Source organism: Streptomyces sp. NPDC058758 (genome assembly GCF_042746075.1).
Taxonomy (GTDB): Bacteria; Actinomycetota; Actinomycetes; order Streptomycetales; family Streptomycetaceae; genus Streptomyces.
On sequence record NZ_JBHYPS010000038.1, the window covers coordinates 53,036 to 79,995 of the forward strand.

A 26,960-nucleotide genomic window follows, 5' to 3' on the forward strand; every position below is an offset into this window, starting at 1 on the left:
CCGGCGGGGTCGGGCCGGGCCGTCATGCGCATGCGCATGCGCGCGTCGAGGTGCTCGGAGTCCGGTGAACGCCTCGTCCCCGGCGCGGTCTTCCTCTGGGTGGTCGCGCGCAGCGCTCGTGCGCCGGTGTATCCGATCAGGTCCGGGTGAAGGGCTCGTTGAGGTGGGCGGTGGCCAGGAGTGCGTGCTCGGCACGGGCGCGGGAGAGCAGGGCGGTGCGGGTGGCCCGGGCGGTGGGTTCGTCGCGTTCGAAGCGGTAGGCCACCGACGGGTCGGCGAGCTGTACCGCGTGCACCAGGACGTCGCCGGTGATGTAGATCCGCCGTCGGCCGCCGTCGACCAGGACGGACTGGTGGCCGGCGGTGTGTCCCGGAGTCGGCAGGGCACGCAGCCCGCCGCCGGCCAGCCGGACGGGGCCGTCGGCCTCGTCGAGCAGCCCCGCGGCGCGCAGCGGCGTCACGACGTACGACAGCGCGCTGTCGGCGGGGGTGAGCGAGGCGGTCTCCGTGCGCTGTACGACGTGCCGGGCGTCGGGGAAGAGCGGTGTGCCGTCGGGGTCGACCGCCCAGCCGTAGTGGTCCTCGTGCAGGTGGGTCAGGACCACCGTGTCGACGTCGTCCGCCCCGACGCCCGCGTCGGCGAGGACGCGGGGCAGACGGCCGGGAACGGGCGCCCATCCGGACGCAGGACTGCCGGCCGGTCCCACTCCGGTGTCCACGAGGGTGACGCGTCCGCCGGGGCGGCGTACGGCGTAGCACCAGAAGCTCAGCCGCCAGGTCCCGTCCGGCCCCGCCGCCCGCGGGTCGATCCGGTCGGCGCGCCGCCAGGCCTCCTCGGTGGCACCGCCGAACTGGTCCTCTCGCGTGCCGGGGAACGTGCCCCGGGCGTCGAGGAGCGCCAGCACCTCGTACCTCCCGGCGCGCCGGGCCACCACCCCGGTGCGGTGCGGAGCGGCCGCGGCGGCGGCCCCGGCCGGGCCCAGCAGGCCGGAGGCGAGGCCGGCCGCCGTTCCCCGCAGCAGGGTGCGCCGTGCGGGCTCCGTCGTGTTCCAGGTCGTGTTCCCGATCATCGCCAACCTTTCCGTACCGGTCCGGGAAGCGCCCCGACCCCCGTGCGGGGCGCTGTGCCGAGCGTGCCGGGAGCGGGGGCGGGCGGTCTTGTAGATCCTTGCTCGGTCCTCGTCGGTGAGCCGGCCGCTTCACTTCCCCGCCGAGGGGGCGGCGCGCTCCCCGGTCGGGGGCGGGGGGTTCAGGAGGGCGCGCAGTCGTCCCGGCGGGAGCCCGGCCAGGTCCCGTACGACATGGGTCAGGTGCGCCTGGTCGGTGAAGCCCAGTTCGTGCGCGAGGCCCGCCAGGTCCCGCTCCCCGTCGGCCAGGCGCTCCAGCGCCCGGGTCACCCGCAGGCCGTTGCGGTAACGGGTCAGGGACATGCCGGTGGCGGTCGCGAAGATCCGGCTGAGGTGGTGCGGCGAGCACCCCACCAGCCGGCTCACCTCCTCCAGGCCGCGCAGCGGGTCGTCGTTGAGGACGGTACGCGCTTCGTCCACCGTCCGGCGCCGGGCGGCGGCGGACCCGGGGCGGCCCGCCTCGACGCGGTCGGGGGCCAGCCGGCCCAGCAGCAGGGCGGCCAGCGCGGTGACCCGCTCTGCGAGTTCGAAGGCGTCGCCGTCGGCCCGGCCCCGGCCGAGCAGCACCCGGTGGGCGAGGGCGACGTCGGGCGTCGTGAAGACCAGCCCCTGGGGCACGGCCGGATCGCCGCCCAGCAGGCCCGCGAGCACCGGTTCCGCCAGCACGATCTCGGTGTAGACGTCGCCGCCGTGGGGATGGCTGAACTGCTGCTCGCTGCCCGGCCGTTCCACGTACACGCTCGCCGGGTCCAGCACCTGCTCCCGGCCGTCGACACGGCCGTGCACCATGCCCCGGCGGACCAGGACGAAGCCGAACACGGGCGCCGGCCGCGTCTCGGTCCAGCCCCGAGGAGGGCAGTCGCAGCTCACGTCGGCCAGCAGCAGGCCGTCCGTCCGCAGCACGGTGCGGCGTGACACGGGCATGACCGCAGCCTAGTACCGCGACCGCAGACGAGCGCTCCGCGGGACGCACGCCGCACGCCTCCGGCCGCACGTCTCGAACCTCGGTCCCCGCGCCCCGACTTCGGCGGGCTGGTGGCGGGTCAATGCGCGTGGTGCCGTCGTGCCTGCTCGCGCAGGGTGTGAAGGAGCGTGGTGACGTGCGGTCGGTCACGGCCGCCGATGGTGGCGGCGCCGATGTGCCGGATCGGTCCCGGCGGCTTGATCGGGACGGCGGTCAGTCCCGGGATCTCGGGGGTGAGCGCGATGGAGGGGATGAGGGAGATCCCCATGCCGGCGGTCACGAGGGAGCGGGCGAAGAAGTAGTCGGTGGTGGTGCCCCGGATGTCCGGGGTGAAGCCGGCGCGCTCGGCGAAGCGGCGCAGGTACGCCTCGGTCTTCAGGCAGCCGAGCACCCAGGGTTCGGCTGCCAGGTCGGTGAGGTCGAGCGCGTCGCGGCGGGCGAGTCGGTGGTCCCGCGGCAGGACGATGCGCAGGGGGTCGTCCAGGAGCGGGGTCCACTCCAGGCGGCCGCCGGGAGCGGCTCCGACGGGGAGCGGGCCGTCGAAGCGGTAGGCGAGGGCGAGGTCCACGGCGCCTTGGCGGACGAGCGGAAGGGCGTCCTCGGGTTCGGCCTCCCTGACGTGGAGCGAGGTGTGGGGATGGGCTGCCGTGAGCCGGGCGAGAGCGGCGGGCAGGAGGAGCCTGCCGCCGCTGGTGAAGGTGGCGACGGTGAGCCGGGTGCGGCCGGTGCTGAGCGCGGAGACCTGCTGCCGGGCGTGTGCGAGCTCCGCGGCGACGGATTCGGCGGCGCCCACCATGATCCGGCCCGCCTCGGTGAGGGTGACGCCCCGGGTGCTGCGCGCGACGACCTGGGCGCCGAGGCTGCGCTCCAGGGCGGCCACCTGCTGGGAGACGGCCGAGGGGGTGAGGCGGAGGAACGCGGCCGCCCGGTTGAAGCTGCCGTGCTCCGCCACCGCCCTCAGGACGCGGAGCCGCTGTACATCGATCAACAGTCTTCCTTCGACGGTCTTCCTTCAACAGTTTTTCTTCATACGCATGCAGCAAGTGGGCACTTCTGCTGGCGACGATACGGATCCAGGGTGGGGGCATGCAAAGGATCTGCGTCATCGGCGGAAGCCGGTACTTCGGAAGGCTCCTGGTGGAACGCCTGCAGGCCGCGAACCATCAGGTCACCGTGCTCAACCGGGGCTCCGCCCCGCCGCCTGCCGGCGTGGAGCACCTCGTCGCCGACCGCGACGACGAGGCCGCCCTGTCGGCCGTGCTCGCGGGTCGTGCCTTCGACGTCGTGGTGGACCAGGTCTGCTACACCCCGGTGCAGGCCGCCGTGGCCGCCCGCGTCTTCGCCGGCCGCACCCGGCGCTATGTCATGACCTCCACGATCGAGGTCTACGACCCCGCGACCGCCGCCCTGCCCGCCGTGCCCCCGGGAACGCCGGTGCCGGAGGAGAGCGTGGACCCGGCCGCCTGGCAGGTCGCCATGGACCTTCCCTGGCACGACGACGCCTACCTGGAGGCGCACTACGCCGAGGGGAAGCGGCAGGCCGAGGCCGTCCTCACCCGTGCCGGCGGTTTCGCCTTCGCCGCGGTACGCAGCGCCCACGTGCTCGGTGGCGGCGCCCGGGAGTTCACCGGCCGGCTGGCGCACTACGCCGGGCGCGTCGCCCGGGGCGAGCCCGTCGCCGTGCACGCGAAGGCGCTGCCCACGGTCTTCATCCACTACGAGGAGTTGGCGGACCTGCTGTCGTGGGCGGTCGCGGCCGATTTCACCGGCCCGGTCAACGCCTGCTCCGACGGCCTGATCGATGTCCACGGCCTCGTCGGGACCGTCGCCGCGCAGGCCGGCCGGGAGGCCGTCTGCCGGGCCGTCCCGGCGGGCGGGGAGGCCTCGCCGTTCTCCTTCGACCGCCACTACGCCATGAGCAACGCCCGCGCGAAGGCACTGGGTTTCCCCTTCTCCCGCACCACCGACTGGCTGCCCGGCGCCGTCGCCGAAGCCCTCGCCCTGTCCACCGCGGCCCCCGCCGCCACCGCGACCTCCGCCACCGATTGAGGAACAAGGCCGCCATGCAGTACCGCACCCTCGCCCGCACCGCCGTCAGCGCCATCGGTCTGGGCGCCATGCCCCTGTCCATCGAGCACCGTCCGGACGAGAAGCGGGCCGTCGCCACGGTCCACGCCGCCCTCGACGCCGGCGTCACCCTCATCGACACCGCCGACAGCTACCACTGGCACGCCGGCGAGGCGGGCCACAACGAGCTGCTCGTCGCCCGCGCCCTGGCCGGTTACGGCGGTGACACTTCCCACGTCCTGGTGGCCACCAAGGGCGGCCGCGGCCGCCCGGGCGACGGCAGCTGGACCGTCAGCGCCGCCCCCACCCGCCTCAAGAAGGCCGCCGAGGCCTCCGCCAGACGCCTGGGCGTCGACGCGATCGGCCTGTACCAGCTGCACAAGCCGGACCCGGCCGTACCCTGGGCGGACTCCGTCGGCGCGCTGCGCGAGCTCCTCGACGCCGGCACGATCCGCGCCGCCGGCGTCTCCAACGTCACCACCGACCAGATCCGTCAGGCACACCGGATCCTCGGCGACGGGCTCGTCTCCGTGCAGAACCAGTACTCGCCCGCCGTCCGCGACAGCGAGCCCGCACTGCGGCTGAGCGAGCGGCTGGGGCTGGCCTTCCTGCCCTGGAGCCCACTGGGCGGCATCTCCCGCAGTTCCCTCGACGGCCCCTCCGGCCCCACCTCCGCCGGCACGGCCTTCCACCGCATCGCCGCCGAGCGCGGCGTGAGCCCCCAGCGGATCGTCCTGGCCTGGCTGCTGGCCCGCTCCCCCGCGATGATCCCGCTGCCGGGAGCCAGCCGTCCCGCTTCCATCACCGACTCCGCGCGCGCCACGGAACTCACGCTGGACACGCGGGAGCTGACGGAGCTCGAGGGCCTTCTGCCGGCCTGAGCGGGCCGAGCGATGCGCGCGGCTCAGTACTGGCCGGTGACGGCTCGGATCTCCTGGTCGACGATCTCCCACAGCGGCGCGCCGTCGCGGTTGGTGAGGATGACGCCGACCCAGCCGGTGTCGGGGTAGACGGTCCAGCTGGCGCCGACGCCGGGGTTGGCGCCGGCGCGGCTCCACACCCACTGGCCTCCGACGAGGGCGACCGGCAGCTGGTAGGCCCCGAACGCCGCGTCGGCGGGGGCTGTTCGGCGGGCCCGACCGCCTCCCTCCGGGGCGAGGGGGAGCTTGGGTCCGGTGAGCAGTTCGGCGTAGTGCCGGTCCAGCAGTGTGCCGTCGCCCAGCGCCCGCGCGAAGCGGACCAGATCCGGCGCGGTGGCGAAGCCGCCGTCCCCGGGGGCGTCGATGTAGGCGCGGCCCGGGTTCTTGCCCCGTACGTACGGGTCCGGGCTGTCCTCGTCCAGGTGGCGGACCGCGTCCACGTGGCTGCCGTCGGCGAGCGCCATGTACGGGTGCGCGATGTGCGGGTCGGTGAGCCACTGCGGCCTGGTGTAGAACCCCGAACCGGTCATGCCGCAGAGGTCGAAGACGTTCTCCTGGACGTAGTCCCAGTAGGTCCGGCCGGTCACGGCTTCGATGATCTGCGCGGGGATCGCCACCTCGGCGCCGGAGTGGCTGCTGGGCGTGCCGGGAGGGGCCTCGGGCGTCGCCTGCCGGGCCCACTGCTCGTAGAAGGCGCGCACCTCGTCGCGGCTCCGGAAGACGCGCCGCACGTCCTCGTCGGGGGTTCTCGTCCCGGAGGTTCCGGTGAGCAGGTGGTGGAGGGTGACCCGCTCGGCGATCTCCTGGGGGTACCCCGTCAGGTGGGTGCCCACCGTGTCCGACAGCCGCAGCCGGCCCTGCTGGGCCAGCTGCAGGACGGCCACCGCGTGGAACGGCTTGCCCGCCGAGCTGAGGCTGAAGGCGGTGTGCTCGCCGTTGGGCACGCCCTTCTCCTCGTCGGCCGTGCCGTAGCTGCGCGACAGCACCGTCCGTCCCCGGTGCGACAGCAACACCACGCCGGAGAACCTGCCTTCGGCGGCCAGCTTCGCCACGTACCGGTCGTAGGCTCCGCCTGGCCGGGTGCCCGGCGGGAGGCCGGAGCGGGTCGGGGGCGCGGCGGCGCGGGCGGCCCGGGCACCCGCCGGCGACGCCCCCGCCGCCGCCATCCCCGCGGCTCCCAGCCCGCCCCATCCCAGCAGCCGTCGCCGGTCGATACCACCTGCGGAATCCGTACCCATGACCACGGTCCTCTCCTGATCGCCGAACCGACCGTGCTTCCATCCAAGACGGACGGCTGTCGCGGTGGCGTATGCGGGAACCGATACGTCCGCGATACGCCCGGCCCGGCGCCGCGAGACCGTCTCGTCGCCTCCGCCCGAGGGCTGTCCGGCTGCCGTGACCGGCGTGGTCCCGGCTCTCGAGGCGGGCGTCCGCCTCCTACCGGCGTGCGTCGAGGCGGTGCTGAAGGCCTCCGTCCGGTCCGAACACGTCCATGAGGTAGCCCTTGCTCAGGTCCACGCCCTCTTCGCTCTTCAGGTAGTCGGTGAGCGACGTCCTCAGGCGGTCGAAAGGCGCGGCGTCATCGTCGGTGGCGCGCGTCCAGACGGTCAGTAACGGCACGCCGGCAGGGCCGTCGGTGCGCTGGACGCCGTACACGTCCTCGTTCCCGCCCGCCTTTCGGTAGCGGTCGGCGAGCCGTACGGCGGCGTCGGGGGCGACCGTGGTGACGGTGGTCGGCGGCGGGGAGCCGGTGGGGTGGTCCCCGGCCGTGCCGGAGTCCGTGGTGCAGGCCCCCAGCAGGGGCAGGGTCGCGGCGAAGGGGACGGCGGCAAGGCGGGCGAGTCTTCTCATGGCGTCATGATCCCCTTCGGCGCGCGGACCCGGTACGGGTGCGCACCGTCACGCCGGCATCGGGGCGTCAGCCCGCGCGGCCGGCACGGGACGTCCGCTCCTCCGCCGACGACGTCGCGAGTGCCGTCCCGAGGTCGGTCCTCCCGTACCGGACGACGCGGCCCCGGCGGTGCCGGTCGACCAGTCCCGCCTGCAGCAGAATGCCGAGGTGGTACGAGACGGTCGCGTTGCTCCAGCCGGTCCTCCGGCTCAGCTCGGTCGTGGACGCCGGCACGTCGAGCGTGGTCAGCAGCGCGGCCCTGGTGACGCCCACGAGCCCCGCGAGGGGTGATTCCGCCGCGCCCGGCGGGCGCTCGCCGAGCGTGGCGATGCCGCGCGCCCGGTAGAACAGCACCGGCGTGTGCGGGCGTTCGGCAGCGAACAGGACCGGGCCGACGTGCGTGGTGGCCGGCACGAAGAGCACCCCTTCGTCGGCCCAGTCGATGATCCCGGAGTAGGCGCGCTCCAGTACGAGCTCGGTGCCCGTCCACCGCATCCGCTCGCCGAGGTCGTCGAGCACCGCCGCCGCGCCGTGCGCGGCCATCCGGTCCGCACGGTTGCCGATGTCGGCGTCCAGAACCGCCCGGACGCGCGGCCAGTCCGGCGCCAGTACGGACTCGAACAGGGTCGCCATCGCCGCGGCGGCGGCAGTCGCCACGGCGGCGCCCCCGTCGCGCGCCACCCTCGCGAGCGCCGGGGGCATCGGCCGGCGCCACCGCTCGTAGGCCGCCTCGCTTCGGTGCAGCGCGAGGACGTGGGGCCACACGTGCCGGCCGCGGATCGCGATGTCGAGCTGGTAGTCGACCTCCTCGCCCGGGGTCGCCGCGATCCGGGCGGCCACCTCCGGCATCGACTCGCCGTGGCGCGGCACGGGCGTCAGGAAATCCGGGGCGTAGCTGTGGTCGGCGGGCACCAGGGCCTCCAGCAGCGCCAGTTGCTCCGGCGGGAGCGCCCGTCGGGCACGAGCGTGCCACTTCCGTGCGTGGGCGGCCGGATGCCGACCGCGGTGCCGGAGCACACCGAGGACCTCCATGGCCGCGGACGTGGCGAACCGCGACCTGCTCCAAGCCCGTGCGTCCAGCCGCACCCTCATCGCCATGCCGAGAGTGTCGCATCGCCGTCGGAACGGGCCGATGGATTCGAAGGGCCTCGAATGCGTGGAGGCGACCGCCGCACCGCCGGATGGTGATCCGCGTCCGTGTCACCACGATCGAGGAGGCGCCTTGCGCTCCGACCGAACGCCCGCGAACCCCGACCAGAGCCGGCCTTCCGCCGCCGTCAGCCGACGTGGCCTCGTGCGCATGGGCACCGCCCTCGGCGCGATGGGACTGCTGGCCACCGCCACCCCGGCCTCGGCATCGGCCTCGGCATCGGCCTCGGCATCGGCTGTCGGCGGCGCCGCCGACAGCGATCCCGCGCGGCGCAAGCCGATCCTGGTCGGCGCGAACCCCGGCCTCCAGCTCTTCGACGAGTCGGGCGCGTGCACGGCCTACGTCTCCACCTGGCAGGTGGAGTGGTCCACCCACGGCGCGGGGAACGCCCTGGTGCTCTGGCGGCCGGACGGAGTGAGGGTCGTCGGAGAGGACCCCCGCCTCGCGCTCTGGCTGGCGGATCACTTCGTCCGCCATTTCCCCGAACTCGACGGCCTGCCGTGGTCCGCCCCCCTGTTCCACCGGTCCGCGGTGCGGGTTCGGCTCGACCTCGCGTCCGGGTTGCAGGCCTGGGGCGGAGGCATCGACGTGCGCATGGCCGGGGTGCTGGACCGGCGCGCCTTCGCCACCGACCAGTTCCCGCTGGCCGGTGTGGAGCACAGCCTGAGCCTGGTGTTCGGCCCGTGCGAGCGGGCCCGGGCACGCGTCGACGGTCGTGTCCTGCCCGGCGAGATCAGCCGGGGCGGAACTCCGGACCGCCCGTCGTCGTCGGCCTTCCTCGCCGCGGCCGAGGTGTGGCGCGCCTGACTCCGGCACCGAGAAGGCCCCTGCTCGTGGGGCGGGGGGCCCTGACCTTGGTCCTCGTGCGCCGGACAGGGCCGGGGTACGGGGACCCGCCCGCCATCCGCCATGGCAGAGGCGCTGCCCATGATCCCCGCCGCGCGCGATCGCGGCGGCGAAGCGACCGGGACCGGGACCGGGACCGCACTCACGACCGCGGCCCCGTCGCGGTCACGGCCGGTCCGTGGGCCTTCGGCGGCGGCCGGAGGCCCACCGGCGGCGGCAGCCTCACCGTGCTGTCGGTGGCGCGTGGCACGGTGGCGTCCGTGATCGCACCCATACGTGAAGCCGTCCGCGATGCCGGGCATGGACTCGGCCTGCCCGAGCCGGTGACCGAGGCGTTCGTCCGCCTCCTGCGCCCCTGCGTCCACCTCTGCCCCTACGATCAACTGCCCGAAGGGCTGAGGGAAGGCGCCCGTCCAGCGGCTCGGGCGGCCGGGCCCGCCCATCTGCCGGAGAACGTGGACGTGCCGGCGTACGTACCGCACCTGGTGACCATCGACTGCGCCGCCATACCCTCCGGCGTCCTCGACATCGACTTTCCCGCCGACGGCCACGTGGCGGTCCTCGCCGAAGTGACGGACCAGGACGAAGGCTTCGTCGTCCGGGTTCCGGCAGGAGCCGCAACCGTCGAACGCCGCCCTCGGGCGTCGGAGCCGGACGACCCGAGGTCCCGCGCGCCGTTCCCGCTCTACGCGGTGCCCGGGCTCACCGGGCCCGCCGGTCTCCGCCGGTCCCACGTGGCGGAAGCGGTCGCCTACGCCGAGGGGGACGCCGAGCGGGCCCGTCTCGTGGACGGCCTGACAGACGCGATGGGAGCGGTTCTCGCCGTGCGCTGGGGCTACGGGATCCGGCTCGGCGGCTTCTCCCCCGCCTGGCACAACCCGGTGGAGGACCGCGGGAACGTCCTGTTCGTGTCCATACCCGAGAGCGCGGTCTTCGGCGGGGACTGCCTCACCCTCGTCTCGGGGACTCGGGAGCAGATCGCGGAGCGCCGCTACGACGCACTCGAATTCGAGGTCGAGTCCTGACCCGGGCTCGCGCAACGGCGTGGGGCCCTGCCTGAACGGGAGGGAGGCGTGCGCACGTGATCCGCTGGCTCCGCCGCGCCTTCCCGGCTGCGTCCCACCGGCCGGGGCGCAGCGGGGTGCCGGGGTCGTGACCAGGGGCAACTCGGCTCTCTCCAGTGCTTGTTGAAATACCGGGGTAGGCCACCTAGAGTGCAATGGTCCAGACCAAAGAGCCAGGCGGGCGGTCGCACGACAGTGCGTGCCGTCTGCTTCGCAGTGCGCGGAGGACGGGGAACGGGGTGGGAACGGTGACCGGGCATTCCGGTGGGACGGGGCGGCTGGTCGTCCTGGACTTCGACGGGGTACTGCTCGACACGGAACGCACCGGCATCGCCGTCTGGCGTCGGCTGCTGGAGGACGAGGCGCTGGAACTGCCCCGCGGAATCAGCGTGCGTCCCGACCTCACCCTCGACCGGGACGGGCTGCGCCGCGACCTGGTCGACGCGGTCGGCCGGCGGCGGACGCGGGCGCTGTGGGAGGAGTTCGAGCGGCTCAACCAGGCCGAGGCCGACCTCCTCGACGCCGGCACCGGTGTCCGTCCGTTCCTGGCCCACTGCCTGGAGCGGGGACATCGCCTCGCCGTCGCCTCCGGGAACGGCCGTGACTGGGTGGAGAGCCATCTGGAACGGCTCGGCATCCTGTCCCTCTTCGGTTCGGTGCACTGCGCGGGCCCCGGAGTGCGGACCAAACCCGCTCCCGACACCTACCTGGGGGCACTGCGCGCCGCCCTCGCGCACCCGCGCGAGGCGCTCGCGGTCGAGGACTCCCACACGGGGCTGGCCGCCGCGCACGCGGCGGGGCTGCCCGCCGCCTGGGTCACCGACGCCCCGGGCTCCGCCACGCCCCCCACCCCCGTCGCACACCGCGTCCGCGCACTCGACGAACTGATCGGGGTGCTCTGACGAGCGGGCACCGCAGAACCTGACGCACCACAGAACCTGACGCACCACAAAACCTGACACACCGCACGACCCGGTACACCCCACGACCCGACGCCCCCCCCACGATCCGACGCCCGTCGGCACACGACCCCGCCCCTCGCGCGACCTGCCGACCGCACGACCCCACGCACCGCACGAGCCTCTTCCGGCCTGGGACGACCCATGGGGCGGCGAAGCCGCCGCCCTCCTCATCCGCGCCCCCACCTTGGAGACCGTCATTTCCGTGCTGCTCGCTTCACCCATGCGTGAGCTGGACCTCCTCGTGTCCGGGTCCGACCCACTCGACGCCGCCCGCGACGCACAGCGGTTACCGGCCCTCAACCGCGCCGGCGACACAGCCGGCCTCGACGCACTCGCCCGGCTGTGGACCGGCCGGGCCCCCGACCGCGTCCGCGACGCCGTGACCGCCAGCGCGGCCCTGCGGGACCTCGGCTTCGTCCTCGCCTCCCTGGAGCGCCACGGCGTCGACTACCGGACCGTGCCGTCCGCGGAGGAGACCCTGCTCAAACTGGGCGCCCTCGCCGAGGAGGTGCCCCGGGACAGCGTCTACACCTACGCGCTGCGCAACCCGCGGGACGCCGAGCGCTCCTTCACCGAACTGCCCGAGGAGGCCCTCTTCATCCGGGAGGTCCGCACCGCCGGCAGCGCCCTGCGGCCCGCCGTCGACGCGCTCATGGAGGCGCTCGCCCTCCCCGTCGACGATCCGGCGCTCGCCGAACTGCTGGTCGAGGCCACGCGCGGCTTCACGGTCTTCGCGCAGTCGCTGCTGTCGGTGAAGCGGACCATCACCCCGGAGACGTTCTCCTTCGAGATGCGGCCGTACTTCCCGCCGATGACCGTCGGCGGACAGGTGCTGTACGCACCGGGCGGGGCGCAGATGACACCGCTGCTCGTGGACATCCTGCTGATCAGGCCGGAGCCGGGCGACCCCCGGGAGGAGTGGTACGAGCGGTACCTGGACGAGAACCTCCTCTACCTCCCCGCCGCCTACCGGGCGGCGAGCGACCGGGCCCGGCGGCACCGGCCGCTGCTGCCCCGCCTCGTGGACGAGGCCGCCCGGCACCGCTCCCCCGGTCCCGAGGTGCGGCGCACCCTGGCCGAGCTGCGCGCCCTGATGCGGGAGGTGCTGCGGTTCCGGCTGCCCCACCTGCAACTGGCCAAGGCCAACATGAACGTGCGTCCTGACGGCTCCCTGGGCAGCGGCGGCTACACCACCGACTCCCTCGACCGGCTGGCGGAACTCACCCTCGAACGGCACCAGTTGCTGTCCGAGGAGCCGACCGCCGACCTGGCACAGCAGTGATCCCCGCGTCCCCGGAGCCCGCCATGACCGCCACCCCGCCGCCGACGGCGCCCGCCGCGCCCCTCGGCTTCGAGCCCTTCCTCCCCGGCACCGTCCACCATCCGCCGGCCACGCCGCCCGGTCCCGTGCCGGAACCCGCCGCCGAGGTGCGCATCCGCTACCCCACCCGCCTCAACGCGATGGCCCTCCAGCCGGCGGCCATCGCGTCCGACAACAACCTGATCTACGACGCCGGCGAGGTCGTCCTCTCCGTCGCCCGGTTCCACCACGTCCACGTGCGACGGCTCGCACCGGGCACCGGTCTCGTCCTGGATCCGGGGGTACGACGGCCCGAACTGGTCGAGCACGCCGCCCGGATCATGTGCGCGGCCCTCGGCGTGGAGTGCGACCTCGCGATCGGCGTCGAGAGCGACCGGCTGCCCGTGCACGCCGGGTTCGGCTCCAGCAGCAGCCTCATCGCGGCGGTCGCCACGGCGGTCAACCACCTGTACGGCCGTCCGATGGACCGCGCCGACCTGCTGCCCTATCTGACCGCCAACCACGGGGAGGAGCACGGCAGCCGGCCCGGACTGCTGACGCCGGTGCAGTGCATCGGCGGCTCGGCGGCCTCCGGTCTGTATCCGGGGGGCGTGCAGGTCGTGGCGGGCCGCAGCACGGTGGTGCTGTCGGTGCCGGTGCCGGAGCGCCTGTCGCTGGTGATCGGCGTGCCCCGGTCCCTGGAGGAGCGCCCCACGGACGAGTTGATGGCCGCCGAGGCGGAGCAGTTCGACCGGTTCCGTGCGACCGGTGAGCGGTGGGCGCCCACGATCGCGTTCCGGATGCTGCACGAGGCCATGCCGGCCGCGCTGCGCGGCGACCTCGGTCCGCTGGGGTCCCTCGTCTTCGACTACCGGTTCCGGATGGGCAGCATCGAGAACTGCGCCTTCTCCCACCCCGGCCTCGTCGACCTGGCGGGGCGGGTGGAGTCCCTGTGGCACGACAAGGCGGCGACCATGCTCGCCCTGTCCTCCGTCGGCCCGGCCTTCTTCGCCCTGACCGACGATCCCGGCCGGTGCGGCGACCGCTTCGCCGAGCTGGACATGGACGTCATCCACGCCCGACCGCACAACGGCACCTACGAGGAAACGGGGCTCGTCCCATGACCGACGCGACCACGGCGGCCCGCCGCGCCGCCGCCTACTGGAACGCTCCCGGCACCGTCGCGGAGTTCCGCTCCCTCGACGTGCAGCCCTACCTGCGCGAACTGCTCGACGGCACGCCGGTGGACGGCCCCGCCCTCGACCTCGGCTGCGGCGGCGGGCGCAACACCCTGGCCCTGCTGGACCGGGGCTTCGACGTCCTCTCCGTCGACCTGCACGAAGGGATGGTCGAGGCCACCCGCGCCCGCACGGCCGCGTACCCGCCCGGCCGGGTCACGGTCCGCCAGGGCGGCGCGGACAGGATCCCGGCCGAGGACGGGAGGTTCGCCCTCGCGGTGTGCTACGGCGTCCTCCACAACGCGGTCGACCGGGCCCAGTGGGCGGCGGTGGTCTCCGAGCTGGCCCGGGTGCTGCGGCCCGGCGGGCTGCTCGCGCTGAACACCTTCACCTCCGAGGCCCTCGACCCGGCGCTGCGGGCGGGCGCGGAGGACGGCCAGTACCTGCTTCCCGACGGCGTCCCCATGGTCCTCCTGCCGCCCGACGAGGTACTCGCGGCCTTCGCCGGGGCCGGGCTCCGCGCGCGGGGCGAGGTGCACACCTACGTCCGCGAGCTGGAGGTCGGGCCGCGCGCCGTGCTGCGCGGTGTGCTGCGGCGGGAGGGGGACTGACATGGCCGACCTCGACGACGGTTCGACCGAGACCGACCCCTTTCCGCAGGCCGCCCTGGCGCGGGACGAGCTGGACGCGGTGCTCGCCGCGCGTCTCGCGGAGGTCCCCGGCTGGCACTCCGCCGAGGACCCGGTGCGGCTCGGCTTCGCCATGACCGCGCCGCACGAGCTGGCCCTGGAGACCTTCGGCCGCTTCGCCGCGCACAACCCCAACAACGTGGGCCTGCACACCCGCTTCGGCGACGGCGTCCGCGGCACCCGGCGGCTGGAGCGGGAGGCGGTCCTCGCGCTCGCCGGACTCCTGCACGCCGACGCCGCCGACGGGTACGTCACCAGCGGCGCCAACGAGGGCACCCTCGCCGGGCTGCGGATCGGGCGCAACGCGCTGCGCGCCGCGGGCGCCCGGCGGGTCGTCGTCCTCGCGTCGACGCTCACCCACCACTCCGTGGCGAAGGCGGCGGAGATCCTCGACCTGGAGCTGCGGCTCTGCCCGGCGGGCCCGTCCTGGCTGCTGGAGGCCGAGGCGGTGGAGGCCGCGCTGGACGACCTCGCGGCGCGGACCGCCCCGGGCGAGCGCACCGGGGTCGTCGTCGTGTCCACCGCCGGCTACTACAACACCGGTCTGGTCGACCCGGTGGACGAGATCGCCGACGTGCTCGCGCGCCGGGCCGCGGCCGGCGGGAACCTGAGCGTCTTCCACCACGTGGACGCCGCGCACGGCGGCATGATCCTGCCCTTCACCGCCCCGGAGGTCCCCTTCGACTTCCGCAGTCCCCAGGTGCACTCGATCGTCCTCGACCCGCACAAGTCCGGTCTGATGCCGTACAGCTGCGGGGTCTTCCTGTGCCGCAAGGGCCTGATGGGCCACGGCGCGGTGCCCGCCCCGATGTCCGGCTTCCTCGACGAGACGATCACCGGGTCGCGCTCCGGGGCGATGGCCGCCGCCCTGTGGTCCCTGGTCTTCGGGGTGGCCGCGGACGGCTACCGGCAGGTGTTCCGCGACTGCCTCGGCATCCGCGACCGGCTGGCCGACGCGATCCGCACCGCCGATCCCGACGCGGTGGTGCTGCCCTCGCCCGGCAACACCGTCCTCGTCGCCGGCTTCTCCCACGAGGGCGGCCGGCTGCCCGCCGCGCTCACCGACCGCTACCGGCTGGTGGGCAACACCCTGCCGTGGACGGCACCGGACGGCACCGTCGAGGACCGGCTCTTCCACCACTTCTACGCCATGCCCCACCTGACCGGGGCCCACCTCGACGGCTTCGCCGCCGCCCTCGCCGCCGCGGTCGGCGCGCCCGACCCGGCACGGCCGCGCCGCACGGCGCGGGACGACGCCCCGTCCGGTCCGCCGGGCGAGCTGCGGGAACTGCGGCGCAGCAGCGTCTGCCTGCGCCACCTCGTGGTCCATCCTCCGGAGCGGCGCGATCCGGACGGCTACCCGCACGCGTACTCCTTCCACACCTTCCAGGACCGGGCGGGTCTCGACGAGGAGCTGACCGCCCGGCCGTGGGACGGCGACGGGGCGCACGAGGGCCTGTACGTCTACGCGCCCGACCTGGACGCCCCGTTCGCCAACGAGCTGTTCGGGGTGACCGATGCCGGGCGGTACGCGCTGGAGGTGCTCGACCGCAACCAGCAGAAGCTGTCCCTGGTCGGTGCCGCCCACTTCGCCGTCTTCGGCCCCGAGCCGCGGGACGCCGACCGGCCCGTGGTCCTCGCCAACTTCCACGCCGACGGGGTGCTGCGGTCCGTCGAGTACAAGTACGGCGACCGCCGCCACAACGACGAGGTGCAGGTCTTCCGCGACGAGATCGTGGTCAAGATCGGCAAGGACGCGCGCAGCGTGCACCGCGAGGGCGACGACTACTCGTTCTCCCTGGACACCTCACTGGAGCTGCGGGTGCGGGTCGCGGACGACGACAGCGCGCCGCGGGTCGACCGGGTGGCCCGGCACGCCGATCCGGCGCTGCCGAGGCGGCGCCACCTGCTGCGCGGCCAGTACCGCCGGTTTCCCAACCGCTTCTTCGACACGGTCGTGGAGCTGACGGTGGGACGCCGCCACCGCTCGGCCGGCGCGTCCGGCGCGCTCGTCCTGCCGGGCGGTCCCGTGCTGGCCCGGTCCGCGGAGCTGGACCTCGTCCGTGTGGAGCCCGCCGTCGCGGACGGCGTGCTGCGGGTGGCGCTCGCCTCCGTCGACGGGCGCGGCGAGGCGGTGTTCTCGGTGCCGCTCGGCCTGGGCGCCCGGCTGCCCGCCCTGCTGACGGGCATTCCGGTCGGCGAGCCGGAGGGCCTGACGCCCGGCGAGGTCGTGGACTGGGCCGCCGGCCTGTATCCGCCGGTGGCCGCGCTCCGCGAGGCGGCCCGCGCCCGGGACGGGCACCGGCGCCTGTCGGCGCCCGACGGGCCGCCCGGCCGGGTGGGGCCGTCGTGACCGCGGCCGCCCTCGTCGTGCTGTGGGGCGTCCTGTCGTGGGGCGTCCTGCTCAGCGCCCGGGCCGCGTTCGCCGCCCGGGTCCTCGACCGGCGCCGCCGGCGGCACGCGGCGCCGGCCCCCGAGACGGCGCCCCACGTCGTCCTGCTCGTGCCGGCCCTGCGGGAACAGGCCCTGCTGGGCGAGGTGGTGCGCGCGGCGGCGGGGCTGTCCTATCCGCCGGGGCGGCTGCACGTGATCGTGGTGACCACGCAGCGGGAGGAGCGGGACCGGGAGACCGCGCTGGCGCGCGTGCCCGCCCTGGCGGCCTCCCTGGCCGGCGGCGGCGTCGAGGACGCGGCCGCCCGGCTCGCCGGGATCGTGCCGTCGGGACGGGCCGCGGAGACCGTGCGGCGCACCCGCGCCTCCGGCGACCCGGCCGGCACCCTGCGCGCCGAGATCGGCGCCGTACCGACCACGCGCGAGGTGGCCGCGGCCCTGCTGCCGGAGATCGCGGTCGACCGCCCCGGGGTCTCCCTGCACCACCTGCACTACGCCGACGGGGGTGCCAAGAGCGGCCAGCTCGTCCACGCCGTCGAACGGCTGCCGGACCTGCTGCCGCCGGACGCCGATCCGGCGTACACCTACGTGGGGTTGTACGACGCCGACTCGCAGCCGGACCTGGCCAGTCTGGAGCACCTGGCGGCCACCGTGTCCCGGGGCGACGGGCCCCCGCCCGACCTGGTCCAGCAGCTCCCGCTCCAGCTGCGCCGGCCGCACGCGGCACGGCCCGGCGCGGCGGACGTGCTGATGCGCGCCCACGCCCTGGCCGACCTGCGACGCCGCGCCGGTGTCGAGGCGTACCGGATCCTGGCACGGCACCGCATCCGGTCCGCACGGCTGCCCGCACGGCTCTCGGCCCTCGCGGAGCCGGTGGTGTACGGGGTCGGCGCCGGGCTGTTCGTCCGGCACGACACCCTGGTGTCCATCGGCATGTACGAGGAACCGGTGGACGACCTGCTCGTCGGCTACAAGCTGTCCTCCGCCGGCGCCTCCATGGACGTCCTGCCGGTGTTCAACCTGGTCGACCGCTACTCCGGCCCCGGGGCGCTCGGGAAGGCGTACGCGCTGGTGGCCCACGGCTCGCTCGCCGGCTGCCGGCGGCTGCTGGCCGATCCGGTGCTGCGGGCCTTCCGGCCGCGCAACACCGTGGTGTTCGTCAAGGAAGGCCTCGACACCGTGTGGTGGTTCGGCGGCCCCGCCGTGGTGGCGGCCGCGGCCGCGGCCCTCGTCGTCGACGGCTCGGCCGGCGCGCTGGCGGTGTGGGCCGCGGCGGCCTGCGCGTACGTGGTGCTGCACGGCGTGTGGTGCGTGACGAAGGCCCGTCAGTGGCTCGCCGCGCATCGCGGGGCGGCCGCACGGGCCGAGGCTCCCCCGTGGCGGTCGGCGCCCGCGCTGCTGCCGGCCTTCCTGCTCCAGCCGTTGCTGCACTGGTCGGGTCCGCTCCGGCACCTGGGCCGGGTGCTGCGCGGCGGGCCGCCGGCGCTCGGCAAGACCGAGCGGTGAGCGACGGACGGCCCTCCTCCTCTTCCTTTTCCCTCCCGCACCGCCCTCGACGAGAAATGACCCGAGAATGACACCGCACCTCTCCGACCCGCTCCTGTCCACCGTGATCATGGCCCACCCCCGGCGCAGGGCCGAGGCGCAGGCCTTGGTCGAGGCGCATCCCGCACTGGCCGCCCGGGTCGTGACCGACCCGGAGCCCGAGGGACCGCCGTCGGCGCTGCGCACCGCGCGCCGCGCCTGGCAGGCGGTGGCCCCGGGCGCCACGCACCACCTGGTCGTCCAGGACGACGCCCTGCCGGCGCCGGGATTCGCGGGCACGGTGGCCGCGCTGGCCGCGGCGCGCCCGGAGGCGTCCCTGAGCCTGTTCACGGAGTGGGGCTCGCGCACCGCGAACGCGGTCCGCGCCGCCGCGCTCCTCGGGCACGCGTGGGCGCCCGTCGTGGACGACTACCTGCCGTCGGTGGCCCTGGTCCTGCCCGCCCCGCTCGCCCTCGGCTTCGAGGAGTACGCGGCCGCGAAGGCCACGCCCGAGGCCACCGACGACGTCACCCTGCTCGACTACCTGCACGCGGTGGACAAGCTCGTCCCCGTGGCGGGACCGGTCGACCACGCCAATCCGCCCAGCCTCGTCGGCAACGACGTCATGGGGCCGCGCAGCGCCGCCTGTCTGTCCGCGGCCGCCGACCCGGACGGCTCCGTCCTTCCGGCGATGACCGCCGTGCCGTACTTCTGCTGGTGGGAACAGCTCGCCGTGGTCTACCTGCGCGACCCGGCCGCCGCCGACGGCTGGCGCCGGGTGCCGGCGGAGGAGGCCCTGGCGGAGCGGGGCCTCGGGCGGGAGCGGATCGTGGGGGCGCTGCGGCAGGCGCTGGAGACCCTCCCGCACCGCGCGTTCGTGCACGACCGGGTCAGCGACGTCCTGCTCGCCGAGGTGTGGACCACCGCCTACGCCCTCGGCGTGGTGACCCGGGAACTCGGCGCGTCCGACGGCGCGTTCCCCGACCCGTCGCGGCCCGCCGCCCGCGCGGCCCTGGCCACGCTCGCGCCGGGCGCGCTGCGCCGGGTCGTCCCGGTCCGCTGGCTGACGGCCGTGGGCGAGCTGCTGTCCCCGCTGGTGGAGGCCGCGGTGCTGGCGGGCGCCCAGGACGCCGCGGTGGCCGGGAGCGCTTCGTGAGCGGTGCCGAGCCGGTGATCGAGGTGGCCGGCGTCACCAAGACGTTCCGCACCTGGGGTACCGCCGGGGCCTGGAGCGTCCGCCGCCCCTTCCGGCGGCGGACGGAGCGGTCGGTCGCGCTGGACGCCGTCGACCTGCGGATCTCCCGGGGCGAGTTCATCGGCCTGCTCGGGCAGAACGGGGCGGGCAAGTCCACCCTGATCAAGCTGATGACGGGCCTGCTGCTGCCGGACGCCGGAACGGTCCGGGTGTGCGGGCTCGACCCGTACGCCGACCGGGAGGGCAACGCCCGCAACATGGGCGTCACCTTCGGGCAGCGCACGCAGATGTGGTGGGACCTGCCCGCGCGCGACTCCTTCTCCATCCTGCGCGACGTGTACGGGCTGGCCGACGGGGTCTGGCGGAAGACGCTGGCCGAACTCGACGACGTGCTCACGCTCTCCGCGTTCTGGGACACCCCCGTGCGCTTCCTGTCCCTGGGGCAGCGGGTGCGGTGCGACCTGGCCGCCGCCCTGCTGCACCGGCCCCGGGTGCTCTTCCTCGACGAGCCCACCATCGGCCTGGACGTCATGGTCAAGGACCAGGTGCGCGAGCTGCTGTCGCGGCTGGCCGCCACCGGCGACCACTCGGTGGTGCTGACGACCCACGACATGGCGGAGGTCGAGGCGCTGTGCCGCCGCATCGTCGTCATCGACCGCGGGCAGGTCGTGCACGACGGGCGGCGCGACCGGCTGGCCGTCGCCGCCGGCGCCGAGCAGTCGTTCCTCGTCGAGTTCGAGACGCCGCCGCCGGCCCTGGACCTGGTGCGTGCCACGGTCGTGGAGGTCAAGGGGGCGACCGCGCGGGTCAGGCCGCACCCGGGAGTGGACCGGGCGGAGGCCACCGCCGAACTGCTCGCCGCGCACCCGGTCCGCTCGGTGCGCTACGAGGGGGCGACGGCCGAGGACGTCCTGCGCGCCCTGCACCGGGGCACGCCGCCGAAGCAGACGGAGGCAGGAGCCGCGGAGACCGGGACGGCGGAGGCCGAGACGGCGAAGGCCGGTGCTGCGGAGGTCGGTACGACGGAGGTCGGTACGGCGGAGGCCGGGGTCACGGAGGCGGGTACGTGAGCCTCCTCAGCAGGTCCGGTCCCGCTCCGCGGCCGGCCGGGCCGTCCGGCGGGGCGGCCGGGCCGTCGCCGCGCGCCCACCGCCTCATGGCCCTGGTGCCGCGCACCGAGTGGGCCTACCGGCCGCGCATCGTCGCGACGGCCTTCGTCATCGTCACGCAGGTCTTCCTGTACGTGCTGCTGTGGCGGGCCCTGTACGACGGGAGCGCCGGGGCGGTCGGCGGCCTCGACGTGTCCCAGGCCGTCACCTACTCGGTGCTCGCCACCCTCATGGGGACCGGCCGGGTCATCATGGAGGGGGCGTCCCAGGAGACGGCGCAGAGCAAGATCCGCGACGGCTCGGTGGTGTTCTGGTTCGTGCGCCCGCTGTCCGCCCGCCGCTACTGCGCCTGGCGCGGCCTGGGCGAGAGCCTGTACGCCACCGCCTGGCTGCTGGTCGGCCTGGCGGTGGGCGTGGCCTGCGGACTGGTCGCACCGCCGCCGTCGGCGGCAGCGGCGGCGGTGACCGTGCTGGCCTACGGGCTCGGGCAGGTCGTCTTCTACCAGATCGGCCTGCTCGTGGACCTGACCAGCTTCTGGACCATCACGTCCTTCGGTGTGAACCGGCTGGCGGCCTTCGCGCAGCTGCTGCTGTCCGGCGGGCTGATCCCGCTGTGGTTCTTCCCGGAGTGGCTGCGCGCCGTCGCCGTCCACCTGCCGTTCGCCGCGACCATCGACGTGCCGGTCTCGCTGTACACCGGCCGCGTCCCCGCCGCGGAGTTCTGGCCGTACGTCGCCGAGCAGGCCCTGTGGTGCGTCGTCCTGGCCCTGCTGAGCCGCGTGATGTGGCGGCGCGCGGCCCGGCGCCTGCTCGTGCTGGGAGGGTGAGGCGGATGACGACGACTCCCGACTCCGCCGCGCCCGCCCGCCGCGTGGGCAGGCTGCGGCTGGCCTCCGTGATCATGCGGGCGGGTCTGCGCAGTCAGCTCGCCAACCGGGCGGACTTCGCGATGGCCGTCGCCAACGGCGTGACCTACCAGATCACGGTGCTGCTCTTCGCGACGGTCATCTTCAGCCGGTTCCCCTCGCTCGGCGGCTGGGGGCTCGGCGAGATCCTGCTGATCAGCAGCATCCGGATGCTCGGGCACGGGCTGTACATGCTGTTCTTCGGCAATCTCGGGCTGATCCCGCACCTGCTGCGGGAGGGCCGCTTCGAGGCGTTCCGGACCCGTCCGGCCCCCGTGCTGCTCCAGGTGTTCACGTACGAGGCGCCGATCAACGCCCTGGGCGACCTGGTGGTGGCCGGGGCCTCGTTCACCGTGTGCCTGTCGCTGCTGGACATCGCCTGGACACCGGCCGCGCTGGCCTTCCTGGTGGTCGCGGTCGCCGCCGCGACGGTGATCGAGCTGGGGCTCAACCTGCACATCGCCGGTCTGGTGCTGCGGTTCCGGGGCAGCGAGTCCCTGTTCTTCTGGCTCGACAACACGGCGGGCAACTTCGGCAACTACCCGCTGAGCGTGTTCCCGGCGTTCCTCCAGGGGGCCTTCACCTTCGGCCTCCCGATCGCGTTCGCGGGCTACTACCCGGCGGCCTGGCTGACCGGCCACGCCGACACGGTGCCCCTCTCCCCCGTCCTGGTCCACCTGTCGCCCCTGGTCGCCCTGGTGACGGTGCTGTCCGGCCTCGCGGTGTGGCGGCGGTGCCTGGCGTGGTACTCGCGGAACGGGTGACACCGCTGCGGCGGGCCCCCGGCCCGGGTCCGGACCGGGTCCGGGGCGCCTTCCGGCCCCTGGGGCCCGGCGGGCCCCGGGGGCCGGACGGCCGTCCCCCGTCCGGCTGACGTCCGGTCCGGCGCCCCGCCCGGCGGGAAGGCAATCCCGAAGAGGGCGGGCCGTCCGGCCCGCCCGCCGGCGGAGGAGCGAGCACCGTGGACCGTGACGGAACGACCGGCGCGAGCCCGTCCGGGGGCGAAGGCGGACGGCACGAGCCGGCGGGGCCCATGTCGACCGTCGCGCTCCGGGTCAACGGGACCGTCCACCCCCTCCGGCTGGACAACCGCACCACCCTCCTGGACGCCCTGCGGGAGCACCTGGACCTCACCGGCGCCAAGAAGGGCTGCGACCACGGCCAGTGCGGCGCCTGCACGGTGCTCGTCGGCGGGCGGCGCGTCAACAGCTGCCTGCTGCTGGCGGTCGCCTGCGACGAGCCCGTCACCACCGTCGAGGGCCTCGCCGACGGCGACCGGCTCCATCCGCTCCAGGAGGCGTTCGTCGCCCGCGACGCCCTCCAGTGCGGCTACTGCACCCCCGGCCAGATCTGCTCCGCCGTCGCCCTCCTCGACGAGGCGGCCGCCGGCCACCCCTCGTACGTGACGCCTCCGCGCGCCCCGAACGGCACCGGTCCCGTGGCGCTGACCCGCGAGGAGATCCGCGAGCGGATGAGCGGCAACCTCTGCCGCTGCGGCGCCTACCCCCGCATCGTCGACGCCGTCACCGACGTCCACGAGGAGGCCTCCCGGTGAAACCCTTCGACCACGTCCGCGCCGAGCACACCGAGCAGGCCCTCGACGCCCACGCCGGCCGCCCCGGCGCCCAGTACCTGGCGGGCGGCACCAATCTCGTCGACCTGATGAAGCTCGGCGTCGCCACCCCCTCGCTCCTCGTGGACATCCGCCGGCTGCCGCTGGACACCGTCGCCGAGACGCCCGACGGCGGCCTCGGCATCGGCGCCACCGTCCGCAACAGCGACCTGGCCGCCCATCCGCTCGTCCGCACCCGCTACCCCGTGCTGTCGCAGGCGCTCCTCGCCGGCGCCTCCCCGCAGCTCCGCAACGCCGCCACCACCGGCGGCAACCTCCTCCAGCGCACCCGCTGCCCGTACTTCCAGGACGTCTCCAAACCCTGCAACAAGCGGGAGCCCGGCACCGGCTGCCCCGCCCGCGACGGGGTCCACCGGGACCTCGCCGTGCTCGGGCACTCGGCGCGGTGCGTCGCCACCCACCCCTCGGACATGGCCGTCGCCCTCGCCGCCCTCGACGCCCGCGTGCACCTGCGCGGCCCCGACGGCGAGCGCACCGTCCCGCTCACCGACTTCCACCGCCTGCCCGGGGACCGGCCCGAGCAGGACACCGTCCTGCGCGACGGAGAACTCGTCACCCAGGTGGTCCTCCCGCCGCCCACCGGCGCCCGCAGCGCCTACCGCAAGGCCCGCGACCGCGCGTCGTACGCCTTCGCGCTCGCCTCCGTCGCCGCCGTCCTCACCGTCAGGGACGGCAGGGTGGAGGAGGCCGCCCTCGCCTTCGGCGGCCTCGCCCACCGGCCGTGGCGCGCCCGCGCGGCGGAGGAGGTGCTGCGCGGCGCGCCCGCCGTCGAGGAGACGTTCGCCCGCGCCGCCGACGCCGAACTGGCGGCCGCCGAGCCGCTGCGCGACAACGGCTTCAAGGTGCCGCTCGCCCGCCGCCTCGCCGTCCGCGTGCTCACCGATCTCACCGCCGCCGGCTGAGGAGCCGCCCCATGTCCCTCCCCCCGACATCCCCCGGGCCGGCCGCCGGCTCCGACGCCGTGCGCCGCGAAGCCCGGCAGAAGGCGACCGGACGGGCCCGCTACGCCGCCGAGCACACCCCGCCCGGCTGCCTCCACGCCGCGCCCGTGCCCGCCACGATCGCCAGGGGCCGGGTCACCGCCGTCCACGCCGACGAGATCCTGGCCAGGCCCGGCGTCCACGCCGTCCTCAGCCACGAGGACGCGCCCCGCCTCGGCGACGCCGACGACCCCACGCTGGCCCTGCTCCAGGACGACCGCGTCCCGCACCGCGGCTGGTACGTCGCCCTCGTCGTCGCCGACACCCCGGAGAACGCCCGCGCCGCCGCCGACGACCTCCGCGTCGACTACGCGCCCGAGGAGCACGACGCCGGGCCGGCCGAGGGCCACCCCCGCCTCTACACGCCGGAGAAGGCCAACGGCGGCTACCCCGCCGTGCGCGAACGAGGCGACTTCGACACCGCCTTCGCCGACTCCGCGGTCCGCGTCGACGCGACGTACACCATGACCGCCCTGCACAACCACCCCATGGAACCGCACGCCTCCACGGCCTGGTGGACCGACGGCGACCTGACCGTCCACGACTCCAGCCAGGGCTCCACCACCGTACGCGGCGTCCTCGCCCGCCTGTTCGGCCTGGCCGAGCGGCGGATCACCGTCGACTCCGTGCACGTCGGCGGCGGCTTCGGGTCCAAGGGCACCCCGCGCCCCCAGGTCGTCCTCGCCGTCATGGCGGCCCTGCACACCGGCCGGCCCGTCAAGCTCGCCCTGCCCCGCCCGCACCTCGCCGCCGTCGTCGGCCACCGCGCCCCCACCGTCCAGCGCGTGCGCATCGGCACCGACGCCCACGGCGTGATCCGGGCCCTCGCCCACGAGGTCACCACCCAGACCTCCACGGTCAAGGAGTTCGTCGAGCAGGCCGCCGTCCCCGCCCGAACCATGTACACCTCGCCGCACAGCCGCACCACCCACCGGGTGGTGGCCCTGGACGTCCCCACCCCTTCGTGGATGCGCGCCCCGGGCGAGGCGTCCGGCATGTACGCCCTCGAATCCGCCATGGACGAACTCGCCGTCGCCACCGGTCTCGACCCCGTCGAGCTCCGGCTGCGCAACGAACCCGACACCGAACCCGACAGCGGCCGGCCGTTCAGCAGCAGGAACCTCGCCGCCTGCCTCCGGGAGGGCGCCCGGCGCTTCGGCTGGGAGGACCGCGACCCGCGGCCGGGCGTGCGGCGCTCCGGCGGCCGGCTCACCGGCACCGGCGTGGCCGCCGCCACCTACCCCTATCTCCTCAGTCCCTCGACGGCCACCGCGCACGCCGCACCGGACGGCACCTACGTCGTCCGCCTCAACGCCACCGACATCGGCACCGGCGCGCGCACCGTCCTCGCGCAGATCGCCGCCGACGCCCTCCGCGCGCCCCTGGACGCGGTCCGCGTGGAGATCGGCAGCAGCGCCCTGCCCGACGCGCCGCTGGCCGGCGGCTCCTCGGGCACCTCCTCGTGGGGCTGGGCCGTGCACCGCGCCTGCACCGCCCTCGTCGAACGGCTGGGCGCCCTCTCCGGCCCGCTGCCGCCCGAGGGCGTCACCGCGCGGGGCGACACGTCGGAGGAGGCGGAGAAGAAGTCCCCCTACGCCCGGCACGCGTTCGGCGCGCACTTCGCCGAGGTCGAGGTGGACACCGCGACCGGTGAGGTACGGGTGAGCAGGCTGCTCGGCGTCTTCGCGGCCGGCCGCATCCTCAACCCCCGTACCGCGCGCTCCCAGTTCATCGGCGGCATGACCATGGGCATCGGCATGGCGCTCACCGAAGGCAGCACGCTCGACCGGGAGTTCGGCGGCTTCGTGGAGCGGGACCTCGCCTCCTACCACGTGCCGGTCAGCGCCGACGTACCGTCCCTGGAGGCGCACTGGCTGGACGAGGACGACCCCCACCTCAACCCCATGGGCAGCAAGGGCATCGGGGAGATCGGCATCGTCGGCACCGCCGCCGCCCTCGCGAACGCCGTGCACCACGCGGTCGGCGTCCGCCTGCGGAACCTCCCCCTCACCCCGGACCGCCTCCTTCCGCACCTGCCGGACTGACCGGCGGCCACGGGTGTGGGCTCCGGGGAGGCGGGCACGCGGTCAGTCGACCGCCCGGACGGGAACGGACCCGTGCCCGCCCCGGGCCCGAGAGCGAAGGAGCGTCCTATGGCGGACGACCTGTGGAGCTACAGCCCGACCTGCGGACACCGGTCGGGCATGGACGTGGACGGCTGGAGCGTGATGGCGACCGACGGGTTCGTGGGACGGGTGGACGCGCACTCCGAAGAGGAGGGGCACGCCCACCTGGTCCTGGACGCGGGGGCGTGGATCTTCGGGAAACTGCTGATCCCCGCGAGCGCGGTCGTCCGCTGCGAACCGGAGGAGCGGACGATCCGCCTGGGCCTGACGCGGAGGCAGGTCGAGGACGCCCCGCAGCACCTCACGGAGACCGACCGCGCCGACCGGCAGTACCGGGACGACGTGGCGGCGTACTTCGCCGAGGCGACCGGCGCCGGGCGCTCCGGCACTTCCTGAGCCCCCGTGGCCCGTCACCCCCGCGGGCCCCCGCACCGACCGCGTTCCCCGCCCCCGGCGGGCCGGCGGCGGGGCGCCTCGGCGGGGGAAGCGGAGCACTCCGGATCGGTGGGGCGGGCGTGCGCCAGGACCTCGCGGACGGCCGCCCGCAGATCGGGCAGGCCGGTGGCCACGCGGTCGTCGGCGAACACCCGGCCGGGACGGAAGCGGGCGTACGCGCACCAGGTGCCGTCGTCGTCCCGGATCGCCCGGCCGAGGGGGAAGCCGCCGGGGAAACCGTCGTCCACGCAGACGTACACCACGCCGCCCCGCCCGACCGGACCGTCCGGCAGCAGCAGGACCGCTCCCCGTCCCGACGGTGACGTCGACGCGTTCACTTCGGCAGCCATTGTCCCTGTCCCTCCGCTCCACCTCTCGGCGGGGGGGGGGCGGGCCCCCCCCCCCCCCCCCCCCCCCCCCCCCACAAAAACCGCCCCCCCCCCCCGTATACCCGGCCCCCCCGTGCCCAAAGGATAAAACCACCGGAACCCCCGGCACTAGCCGG

At 75.1% G+C, this 26,960-nt stretch carries 25 protein-coding genes; 18 read left to right on the forward strand and 7 right to left on the reverse strand.

What is annotated here, in order from left to right; genetic code table 11:
- Positions 1–136 precede the first annotated feature (136 nt).
- The 3 genes from ACFW6A_RS31855 to ACFW6A_RS31865 form a co-directional block, all read right to left on the reverse strand.
- A complete protein-coding gene (locus tag ACFW6A_RS31855) occupies positions 137–1,069 on the reverse strand; it encodes an MBL fold metallo-hydrolase (protein WP_386644732.1) in 933 nt (310 codons plus the stop codon).
- A gap of 129 nt (positions 1,070–1,198) precedes the next feature.
- Positions 1,199–2,050 carry a helix-turn-helix domain-containing protein gene (locus ACFW6A_RS31860; RefSeq protein WP_386644735.1) on the reverse strand — a complete coding sequence of 284 codons (852 nt, stop codon included), beginning with the start codon at positions 2,048–2,050 and terminating at the stop codon, positions 1,199–1,201.
- Positions 2,051–2,169: 119 nt separating this feature from the next.
- Complete coding sequence (locus tag ACFW6A_RS31865) at positions 2,170–3,078, reverse strand: LysR family transcriptional regulator (protein WP_386644738.1); 909 nt, start codon at positions 3,076–3,078, stop codon at positions 2,170–2,172.
- A gap of 98 nt (positions 3,079–3,176) precedes the next feature.
- Between ACFW6A_RS31865 and ACFW6A_RS31870 the strand changes: the two genes are divergently transcribed.
- Both ACFW6A_RS31870 and ACFW6A_RS31875 read left to right on the forward strand, forming a co-directional pair.
- Positions 3,177–4,139 (forward strand): NAD-dependent epimerase/dehydratase family protein, encoded by a 963-nt coding sequence (locus ACFW6A_RS31870; RefSeq protein WP_351852983.1) that lies wholly within the window; start codon positions 3,177–3,179, stop codon positions 4,137–4,139.
- A 14-nt stretch (positions 4,140–4,153) separates the two neighbouring features.
- The gene (locus ACFW6A_RS31875) at positions 4,154–5,038 is read left to right on the forward strand and encodes an aldo/keto reductase (protein ID WP_386644742.1); all 885 of its coding nucleotides are present in this window, start codon (positions 4,154–4,156) and stop codon (positions 5,036–5,038) included.
- Positions 5,039–5,061: 23 nt separating this feature from the next.
- Here ACFW6A_RS31875 and ACFW6A_RS31880 read toward each other — a convergent pair whose 3' ends face one another.
- The 3 genes from ACFW6A_RS31880 to ACFW6A_RS31890 form a co-directional block, all read right to left on the reverse strand.
- Complete coding sequence (locus tag ACFW6A_RS31880; protein ID WP_386644745.1) at positions 5,062–6,315, reverse strand: serine hydrolase domain-containing protein; 1,254 nt, start codon at positions 6,313–6,315, stop codon at positions 5,062–5,064.
- 199 nt (positions 6,316–6,514) lie between these two features.
- Complete coding sequence (locus ACFW6A_RS31885; RefSeq protein ID WP_386644748.1) at positions 6,515–6,928, reverse strand: hypothetical protein; 414 nt, start codon at positions 6,926–6,928, stop codon at positions 6,515–6,517.
- A gap of 67 nt (positions 6,929–6,995) precedes the next feature.
- Positions 6,996–8,066, reverse strand: coding sequence for a helix-turn-helix domain-containing protein (locus ACFW6A_RS31890; RefSeq protein ID WP_386644751.1), 1,071 nt, complete (start codon positions 8,064–8,066; stop codon positions 6,996–6,998).
- A gap of 124 nt (positions 8,067–8,190) precedes the next feature.
- On the opposite strand from ACFW6A_RS31890, the gene ACFW6A_RS31895 reads away from it, so the two are divergent.
- From ACFW6A_RS31895 to ACFW6A_RS31970, 16 genes are all read left to right on the forward strand, one after another.
- The gene (locus ACFW6A_RS31895; RefSeq protein WP_386644754.1) at positions 8,191–8,925 is read left to right on the forward strand and encodes a hypothetical protein; all 735 of its coding nucleotides are present in this window, start codon (positions 8,191–8,193) and stop codon (positions 8,923–8,925) included.
- A gap of 299 nt (positions 8,926–9,224) precedes the next feature.
- On the forward strand, positions 9,225–9,989 hold the full coding sequence (locus ACFW6A_RS31900) for a hypothetical protein (protein WP_351852999.1): 765 nt from the start codon (positions 9,225–9,227) through the stop codon (positions 9,987–9,989).
- 287 nt (positions 9,990–10,276) lie between these two features.
- Positions 10,277–10,930: an HAD family hydrolase gene (locus tag ACFW6A_RS31905; RefSeq protein WP_386644756.1), complete on the forward strand. Its 654-nt coding sequence runs from the start codon at positions 10,277–10,279 to the stop codon at positions 10,928–10,930.
- Positions 10,931–11,210: 280 nt separating this feature from the next.
- Complete coding sequence (locus tag ACFW6A_RS31910) at positions 11,211–12,272, forward strand: monodechloroaminopyrrolnitrin synthase PrnB family protein (RefSeq protein ID WP_386644759.1); 1,062 nt, start codon at positions 11,211–11,213, stop codon at positions 12,270–12,272.
- Between the two features lie 23 nt (positions 12,273–12,295).
- Positions 12,296–13,414 carry a hypothetical protein gene (locus ACFW6A_RS31915; protein WP_386481440.1) on the forward strand — a complete coding sequence of 373 codons (1,119 nt, stop codon included), beginning with the start codon at positions 12,296–12,298 and terminating at the stop codon, positions 13,412–13,414.
- Positions 13,411–14,079, forward strand: a complete 669-nt coding sequence (locus ACFW6A_RS31920; protein WP_351853010.1) for a class I SAM-dependent methyltransferase — start codon at positions 13,411–13,413, stop codon at positions 14,077–14,079. The genes ACFW6A_RS31915 and ACFW6A_RS31920 overlap by 4 nt, the downstream gene beginning before the upstream one ends.
- Before the next feature lies 1 nt (position 14,080).
- Positions 14,081–16,510 carry a pyridoxal phosphate-dependent decarboxylase family protein gene (locus tag ACFW6A_RS31925; protein WP_386644762.1) on the forward strand — a complete coding sequence of 810 codons (2,430 nt, stop codon included), beginning with the start codon at positions 14,081–14,083 and terminating at the stop codon, positions 16,508–16,510.
- Positions 16,507–18,054 (forward strand): hypothetical protein, encoded by a 1,548-nt coding sequence (locus ACFW6A_RS31930; RefSeq protein ID WP_386644765.1) that lies wholly within the window; start codon positions 16,507–16,509, stop codon positions 18,052–18,054. The genes ACFW6A_RS31925 and ACFW6A_RS31930 overlap by 4 nt, the downstream gene beginning before the upstream one ends.
- A 67-nt stretch (positions 18,055–18,121) precedes the next feature.
- Complete coding sequence (locus tag ACFW6A_RS31935) at positions 18,122–19,228, forward strand: hypothetical protein (protein ID WP_386644768.1); 1,107 nt, start codon at positions 18,122–18,124, stop codon at positions 19,226–19,228.
- The gene (locus tag ACFW6A_RS31940; RefSeq protein WP_386644771.1) at positions 19,225–20,337 is read left to right on the forward strand and encodes an ATP-binding cassette domain-containing protein; all 1,113 of its coding nucleotides are present in this window, start codon (positions 19,225–19,227) and stop codon (positions 20,335–20,337) included. Before ACFW6A_RS31935 ends, ACFW6A_RS31940 begins: the two co-directional genes overlap by 4 nt.
- Positions 20,334–21,203 (forward strand): ABC transporter permease, encoded by an 870-nt coding sequence (locus ACFW6A_RS31945; RefSeq protein ID WP_386644774.1) that lies wholly within the window; start codon positions 20,334–20,336, stop codon positions 21,201–21,203. Before ACFW6A_RS31940 ends, ACFW6A_RS31945 begins: the two co-directional genes overlap by 4 nt.
- 5 nt (positions 21,204–21,208) lie before the next feature.
- A complete protein-coding gene (locus ACFW6A_RS31950; protein WP_351853025.1) occupies positions 21,209–22,045 on the forward strand; it encodes an ABC-2 family transporter protein in 837 nt (278 codons plus the stop codon).
- Positions 22,046–22,314: 269 nt separating this feature from the next.
- Entirely contained in the window at positions 22,315–22,836 is a 522-nt protein-coding gene (locus tag ACFW6A_RS31955) for a 2Fe-2S iron-sulfur cluster-binding protein (RefSeq protein WP_386481463.1), read from the forward strand.
- Entirely contained in the window at positions 22,833–23,816 is a 984-nt protein-coding gene (locus tag ACFW6A_RS31960; protein WP_386644777.1) for an FAD binding domain-containing protein, read from the forward strand. The genes ACFW6A_RS31955 and ACFW6A_RS31960 overlap by 4 nt, the downstream gene beginning before the upstream one ends.
- An 11-nt stretch (positions 23,817–23,827) precedes the next feature.
- Positions 23,828–25,939, forward strand: coding sequence for a xanthine dehydrogenase family protein molybdopterin-binding subunit (locus ACFW6A_RS31965; protein ID WP_386644780.1), 2,112 nt, complete (start codon positions 23,828–23,830; stop codon positions 25,937–25,939).
- A gap of 108 nt (positions 25,940–26,047) precedes the next feature.
- On the forward strand, positions 26,048–26,416 hold the full coding sequence (locus ACFW6A_RS31970; RefSeq protein WP_386644783.1) for a PRC-barrel domain containing protein: 369 nt from the start codon (positions 26,048–26,050) through the stop codon (positions 26,414–26,416).
- Between the two features lie 14 nt (positions 26,417–26,430).
- Here the strand turns inward: ACFW6A_RS31970 and ACFW6A_RS31975 are convergent, their stop codons facing one another.
- On the reverse strand, positions 26,431–26,805 hold the full coding sequence (locus ACFW6A_RS31975; protein ID WP_386644786.1) for a hypothetical protein: 375 nt from the start codon (positions 26,803–26,805) through the stop codon (positions 26,431–26,433).
- Positions 26,806–26,960: the final 155 nt, after the last annotated feature.